The organism is Candidatus Clostridium eludens, assembly GCF_045310515.1.
Classification (GTDB): Bacteria; Bacillota; Clostridia; order Clostridiales; family Clostridiaceae; genus Clostridium_B; species Clostridium_B eludens.
The window spans coordinates 1-295 of record NZ_JBJHZX010000201.1 but is presented as its reverse complement, the minus strand read 5'-3'; the positions used below and the strand labels follow the sequence as shown (position 1 = coordinate 295).

1 protein-coding gene is annotated in these 295 nt (G+C 36.3%); it reads left to right on the top strand.

Annotated features, from left to right (window positions below):
* Positions 1–295 (top strand): tetratricopeptide repeat protein (locus ACJDU8_RS25825; protein WP_406795041.1); only part of this gene is annotated, 295 nt, incomplete at both ends.

Sequence of the window (295 nt, the reverse complement as noted above, 5' to 3'; positions counted from 1 at the left end):
GCAGCGGAGAAAAATTATGTTGAAGCCTTAAGTATAAGAAGAGAATTAGCTAAAAAAAATCCAGAAACCTACATGCCGGATGTGGCAATGACATTAAACGGCTTTGCAGTTTTACAATATATCAGAAATGACTATGAAGGAGCGGAGAAGAATTATGTTGAAGCCTTAAGTATAAGAAGAGAATTAGCTAAAAAAAATCCAGAAACCTACATGCCAGGTGTGGCAATGACATTAAACAACCTTGCAATTTTACAACAGAGCAGAGATGACTATGAAGCAGCGGAGAAAAATTATG